Here is a 6,112-nt window from a genome sequence, read left to right as displayed (position 1 = left end):
TCCACCATCTCCTTGTTGGGCGTCCAGACCACCTCGGGTTCCGACTGCGTGATTCTCACCGTGGGCGGCGCGGCGCACTGGGGCTCGGTCTCGGACTGTTGCACTACCACGTCGATAACGCTGCCGCCGCCCGTGTCGATGGTGGCACTCGTGCCTTGGACAGAGGCTGTTGCCGTGATATGCGCGGAGTACGTATCGCCCGGTTCCGCGTCTTCGGGGGCCTTCACGGTCACCTGGGTCTTTACCTTGATCGTCCCGTTAGCAGGATAAAAGATCACTAACGGAGGCACAGTGGCTACGTGGTCGCCCTCCACGAAAAGGTCGCAGAAGACGAGGCCCTGAATATTCTGCCCGTTTTCCAGTGTCACCTCCACATCCACCGGCTTCTCCTCGCCCGGCGCCAGATTCACTTGCGCGAAGTCGGGATTGTAAGTAAGGACCGGCGTGAGAGACGAAGCCCCGAACGCGTTGACTGACAGGGCCATGCTTATGACAAGAAGAAAAATTATCACCCAAGGCATCCCCTTTTTCATCATTTGCCTCCTTTCACCCTATGAGAGCCCCCCGCTCTCGAATCTTACAACCGGTTGCATCATTATCCGTTTCGCGAAAACCGCTACTTTCCGCTACGCTGATGTATGCACCATTCGTGCCACCATCAGGTTGTACCAAAAGTGAAGCAAATCACATTCTTTCGTCCCTGTGCGGAAAAGCCCGGTTGCCGCAAAAGGTCAAAAAAGGGCCCCTGCTGACATTTTGGGGCAAAAAGAGGAGGGAGGCACGATTTCTCCTCCCGGTTGTGGCACGACAGAAAGATGCCGCAGAGTCTCAGGTATGCAGTTCCACCACGTCCCCGTCACTGAGTTGGAAGGACTTCTGCACCCGCTGGCCCGGAAAGCGCGCCGAGCCCCATATGCAGGCGTACCTGAGGTTCCGAAGAAAGTCCTTGTGGACCAGGTCTGCCAGGTCCATGACCGTGGAGCCCCGAGGCAGCGTGAAGGGAACGTTCATATCGGGCCCTTTTCCGGGCTGCTTGGTGTAGACCCTCACGAGACCGGAGACCTCGAACACCTTCCGCCGGAGCTCCTCAAGCCCCACGCGCTTGAGGGCGGATACCCCCACCACCGGTCCCGCCGACTCTCCCAGGGTCTTCCTGAGCTCCTCGAGGCCCCGGGCCGCTCCGTCCACGTCCATCTTGCCGGCGGCCACAAGGCTCTTCTTCCCTTCCGGTTCTCCACTTCCCAAGGGGATGTTCCAGGAGGACAGGAGCTCCAGGAGAAGCTCCGCCTGCACGCCCGGCTCCTCCGAGAGGTCAATGACCAGGAGCACGCCGTCAGCCGCCCGGACCACGCCGGAGACCCACCCGTCGGTGGCCTCGTTGCCCGCGGGGGGAAGGTCCACGAGCTGAAACTGGATGTCCTCATAGGGCATCATCCCCGACAGCGGCATCACCGTGGACATGGGGTAGTCGGCCACCGTGGGCTCGGCGTTCGTTAGGGCGGAGACAAGGGCCGATTTTCCGGCATTGGCGAAGCCCACCAGGGCAAACTGGGCAGCCCCTACGGAAGGCACCGCGTAGAGGTCGCCCCTCCCCCCTTTTTTCTTCTGCCTTGCGGACTCGTCCCTCAGGCGGGAGAGGCGGCGCCTGAGGTCGGCCCTCAGCTTGTCGGTGCCTTTGTGCTTGGGGACCGTGGCGATGAGGGCCTCGAGGGCCGCCACTTTCTCGCGCGTGCAGAGGGCTGCCTTGAACCTCTTCTCGGCCTCGTAGTACTCCGGAGGCAGGTTGGCAGGCATACTTAACTATAGAAAGCCCCGGAGGGGTTTTTCAAGACCGCAGGGCACGCAGACCAACGTGCTTCCTCGCCCTCTCAACGAGGTCGCCGAACCCGGGTCTTCCCTCGAGGTCCACGGCGATGAGCTCCATCTCCTCCGGCCCCGAGGCCCCGAGGCCCAGTTGCACGGCCCTTCTGAGCTGCCGCGCCTCCCAGATGCTCTCCCCCTCGGTCCACTTCCACTTTCCAAAGGACGCGACGATACCCAGGCCCACTGCGTCGGCCGCCACGCGGTCCCCGCTGGCGATGATGAGATTCGTCTCCCTCTCCTCGCCCTTCCACGGGCCGTGCTCCACCATGCTCCGCGTTCCGTCCACGATGTTCAGGGCGGGCGTGTAGGCCAGGTTGAGCTCGGCCACGACTTCCTCCCAGTGCTTCCGGTCCACCAGGTAGGGCCTGTACTTCGGATGGGTGGCCCCGACGAAGTTCTTCAGACAGAGGGAGAACCCCGCGTACCGATGCGTCTTGATGACGGGGAGGTTCACCACCCGGTCCACGTTATATATCCATTCGGAGACCGCCACCTCCTTGAGATAGGCTCCCCGCGGAGTCTTCACCTTCACCCAGCCGTGCTCCTCCAGGTGAAGGACCTCCGCACCGGCCCTCAGAGCTGCGTCCCTGATACCGGTCCTCTCCATGTTCTCCGGGGTGCGGAGCCTCGTCACTGCCGACATGTCTCCGACATAAACCCTGGAGGCGCCTTCGGCATAAAGGAGCTTCACCACGGCCCCCACCAGGGCCGCGTTCGTGGTGGTGGGGTTTCGCCTCTCGCCCACGACGTTGGGCTTGACCAGGACGGTGCGGCCCCGGACTCCCATTTTCTCGAAACCGCCCAGCCTGCCCACGGCCTCCCGCACCATGGCCTCCAGGTTCGTGCCGCCCACGACAACCACCGGGCTTTTCCCTCCGCTCCTGTAGGGGATATCCGTGCGCACCGCCTCCTTTTGCCTCGTGGGCCCCCTGAAAAATACCTTTATGACACGCAGCCAGCTCGCCACCGCCGCCGCCGCTGCGGCCAGGAGCACGAGCAGGAGAAGGAAATGCCTTCTCTTGAGCTTCATCGAATCCCCCTGGTCCATGCTATCAGAAAAGAAATGGCCTGAAAACCAGATTGTGGGTTATTTTACACACCCGTTTCATTTCTTCACGCCTCCTGGGAACACTTTTCCCGCAAAAACAACCACGTAAAAATCCGGGCTCCTGGTACGGAGATTGCTTTATTATTAAATGTAAGATGAATGTAAGAATGTAAGATGTAGGATAAGGATAGGGACGTCGTATTCGCTTCCTTCAACCGGGGGGCTGAAATGGAAGGCAGGAGGCTTCAGGGAGACAGGAGGAAAAGGCCCACTCCCCTTCTGAGCAGGTACATTTTCTTCGGGGGAAGGCGCAAGGGGCCGCGCCGGTCGGCGGACCGGACGGTCCATGTGTTCTCCGACGTTTACAGCGGCTGGCTCTTCGTGGCCCTGGTGGGCCTTGCGGTTCTGGGCATCCTGGACAGCTTTTTCACCCTCGCCCTTCTACAGGGAGGGGTCGCCGTGGAGGCCAACCCCGTGATGGCCTATTTCCTGCACCACGGGAGCACGCCGTTTCTCTTTTCCAAGTATTCCCTCACCATCCTCTCGGTGCTGGCTTTCTGCCTGTGCAAGAACATCCGCATCGCCAGGGCCGCCCTGGCCGGGGCGCTCATCCTGTACGGCTCTCTCGTCCTTTACGAACTGGGCCTCCTCTCCCACGCGGGGCTTCTCCTCTGAGCCGCCTGCACGCACGCCCCTCTCCGTGGCTCTCCTTCGGGAAATGTGATCCATACAGGACATGAAGCACCGTGTCCTTCCTCGTGGTAGAGAATGGCGAAACGCCGTTGCGGAGACCCGCGTGCCGAAACCGAGCTTATAAGTCATGACCAGGGGCAAGGGGTCCGCCGGCCCGGCTTCCCTCTTGGGAGACTTACCTGAACAGGTCGTCGAACTGCTTTTTTACGTCCCCGGCGCCGGGGGAGGCCTCTCGGCCGGCGGGGCCCTCCCGGTACTGGAAATAGTCGCAGAAGTTGGCCTTGTCCCGAAGGCGCTGAAACTCCGCCTTGGGCTCACGGCACTTGTTGTGGCTGCTTTCGGAATAGAACCGGCAGTTCAGGCAGATGTGCAGGTCGCCGCCGCACCCGGCACAGACGGCCTTTCTGCCGAAAAACCGGTCTATCTCCACTTCCTTCCCGCATAAGGCACAGACTTTCATGTCGCCCCCTTTACGCCTATTTCTCTATGATACCACCGAAAGCCCGCCGCACCTCCTTCAAAAGCTCCCCGTGTACCCCGGGGGCGCCGGCCACCACGTTGCCCGTCCGGAGGAAGTCCGCACCGCCGGAGAAGTCCGTGACCACACCCCCCGCCTCTTCGATAAGCACGGCCCCGGCAGCCACGTCCCAGGGGCTCAGGCCAAGCTCGAAGAACCCGTCGCACCGGCCCGAGGCCAGGTGCGAGAGGTCGAGGGCGGCGGAGCCCGCCCTCCTGAGGTCGCTCACCTTGAGAAATATTCCCTTGAAGGCGTCCAGGTAGGCGTCTATCATCTTCTTCCTCCGGAAGGGGAAACCCGTGGTGATGAGGCAGTCCCCGAGCGAGCCCGGATGGGAGACCTTGATGGGTCGCCCGTTCAGAGTCGCCCCGCCGCCCCGGACAGCCGTGAAAAGCTCGTCCCGCAAGGGGTCGAACACCGTGCCCAGCAGGAGTTGTCCCCTTGCCTCCAGGGCAAGCGAGACCGAGAAGACCGGGTAGGAATGGATGAAGTTCGTCGTGCCGTCCAGGGGGTCCACTATCCAGCGCGTTTCTCGCGCCTCGATGCCCCCGGATTCCTCGGTCAGGATGCCGTGGTCCGGGAAGGCCTCCCTGATGGTCTCGATAATGAGCCTCTCGGACTGCTTGTCCACCGAGGTGACAAAGTCCGCGGCCTGCTTGCGGCTTATCTCCTCGGCCGAAAGGCTCCCCAGGTGCCGGAGGATGAAGGCCCCGGCCTTTCGGGCCGTCCGTTCCGCCGTCTTCACATAGTGCCGCGCCAGGGTCTGCGCCATGGGAAAATTATATCGAAATTGCCCCTCACAATGTAATCACCTGAAGGCATTGCACTTTTGGAGGGCTCAAAAAGCCCATGTGAGAGATTGGTGACAGTCCAAAACATGGGGAATCAAAGAACAGTCACCCGCCAAAACCCCGGAGTGGTCCTGTACCACGAGGACAGGAGTGGCACCAGGCCCCCGACCCGCTCCGGTTTTTTTGCGCTCGAAGGAAGAGGATGTGGACAAAGAACTTGTGACGCCCCGGGCAACCCTGACAGAGATCCGCCCTGCCCTTCCCCTGTTGTCGCCGCTAATAGCCAAATGTGTCGAGGGACTTTGTGAGGATTGAACTCCACTGAGCATCGTGCTCTTCCTCCCGTTCTAGAATATTCTCAAGTATGCGGCGGGTCATCGGGTCATTTGCCTCGTCGCAGAGCTTCAGGTGTGCCTTGTACTGCTTTATGGCGCGCCTCTCGCAGGCAAGGTCGTCCTGAATCATCTTCGTGAGATTCCCGTCCATGTTTATCTCGGCCGATGTTGTTACCAGCGTCCCGCCAAGACAAACTATTCTCTTGGCCAAGGCCTCGGCGTGCCTCATCTCCGCTATGCTTATCTCTTTGAATAGTGTGCATATGGCCGGGCTCTGCTTTCCCTCGGTCATGGCATGGTGCCACATGTACTGGAGTATGGTTCCGAGTTCAAAGGCTAAAGCCTCCTTCAACGCAGCGATCAATTTTTGCTTGGCCATGACAAGATCTCCTCATTGAGTTAAAGCCTGCCTACGCGCTTCCGTACACGCCCGGGCTTGAGGACTTCCGTCCTGGCTGAGCCACTACTTGCATTCAAAGCCTTCGCCTATATTCTCCATGGGCTGACCACAACAGACCAATTCTCCTTCGCCGGCATGAGTGACCACTACTTCGTTGCCGCATATGTTGCACTTGTACTTCTGCCCTGTCTTTGTCATTACCTCAACCTCCTCGTCTCGTTAAACACAATTTCTGCTCGTTACCTTTCCCTTCAGTTCATTATTTGCAGCCGCGGGGCATATCAAATGGCACCCCAGAACTTCAGGTGAGGAGAAAGATTGTTTTCCGCGGCTCTTAGCGGCGTTAAAGAGACCCGTCTCGGTAGTGTGAGCCACGGCCAAGAGGCACAGAAGCAGGATTGTCAAAGCGCCCATGCTTTTCATCCCACATTCACTGATGATAGTTGTATCAGGCGCAAGCATTAA

General features: G+C 60.1%; 8 protein-coding genes and 1 pseudogene. 1 reads left to right on the top strand and 8 read right to left on the bottom strand.

All coding sequences use genetic code 11. From position 1 onward, the window contains the following. The 3 genes from P8Y39_12205 to P8Y39_12195 form a co-directional block, all read right to left on the bottom strand. Positions 1-536 (bottom strand): hypothetical protein (locus P8Y39_12205; protein MEJ2193078.1); only part of this gene is annotated, 536 nt, incomplete at its 3' end. 292 nt (positions 537-828) lie between these two features. Then, the gene (locus P8Y39_12200; GenBank protein ID MEJ2193077.1) at positions 829-1,794 is read right to left on the bottom strand and encodes a TGS domain-containing protein; all 966 of its coding nucleotides are present in this window, start codon (positions 1,792-1,794) and stop codon (positions 829-831) included. A gap of 31 nt (positions 1,795-1,825) precedes the next feature. Beyond that, positions 1,826-2,893: a DUF362 domain-containing protein gene (locus tag P8Y39_12195; protein ID MEJ2193076.1), complete on the bottom strand. Its 1,068-nt coding sequence runs from the start codon at positions 2,891-2,893 to the stop codon at positions 1,826-1,828. Between the two features lie 246 nt (positions 2,894-3,139). Between P8Y39_12195 and P8Y39_12190 the strand changes: the two genes are divergently transcribed. Then, complete coding sequence (locus P8Y39_12190) at positions 3,140-3,586, top strand: DUF5658 family protein (protein MEJ2193075.1); 447 nt, start codon at positions 3,140-3,142, stop codon at positions 3,584-3,586. Positions 3,587-3,779: 193 nt separating this feature from the next. On the opposite strand, the gene P8Y39_12185 is transcribed toward P8Y39_12190, so the two are convergent. From P8Y39_12185 to P8Y39_12165, 5 genes and pseudogenes are all read right to left on the bottom strand, one after another. After that, positions 3,780-4,064: a hypothetical protein gene (locus P8Y39_12185; GenBank protein ID MEJ2193074.1), complete on the bottom strand. Its 285-nt coding sequence runs from the start codon at positions 4,062-4,064 to the stop codon at positions 3,780-3,782. Positions 4,065-4,080: 16 nt separating this feature from the next. Then, positions 4,081-4,893 (bottom strand): inositol monophosphatase family protein, encoded by an 813-nt coding sequence (locus tag P8Y39_12180; protein ID MEJ2193073.1) that lies wholly within the window; start codon positions 4,891-4,893, stop codon positions 4,081-4,083. Positions 4,894-5,188: 295 nt separating this feature from the next. Next, entirely contained in the window at positions 5,189-5,626 is a 438-nt protein-coding gene (locus P8Y39_12175) for a ferritin-like domain-containing protein (protein ID MEJ2193072.1), read from the bottom strand. Positions 5,627-5,743: 117 nt separating this feature from the next. Next, positions 5,744-5,845 (bottom strand): annotated as a pseudogene (locus P8Y39_12170) (desulfoferrodoxin FeS4 iron-binding domain-containing protein). 21 nt (positions 5,846-5,866) lie between these two features. Then, on the bottom strand, positions 5,867-6,112 hold a 246-nt coding region (locus P8Y39_12165; protein ID MEJ2193071.1), incomplete at its 5' end, for a hypothetical protein.

This window comes from Nitrospirota bacterium (assembly GCA_037386965.1).
In the GTDB taxonomy this organism is placed as follows: Bacteria; Nitrospirota; Thermodesulfovibrionia; order Thermodesulfovibrionales; family JdFR-86; genus JARRLN01.
Note: the sequence above shows the minus strand (reverse complement) of the source record. Positions and strands in the feature narration are given on the sequence as shown.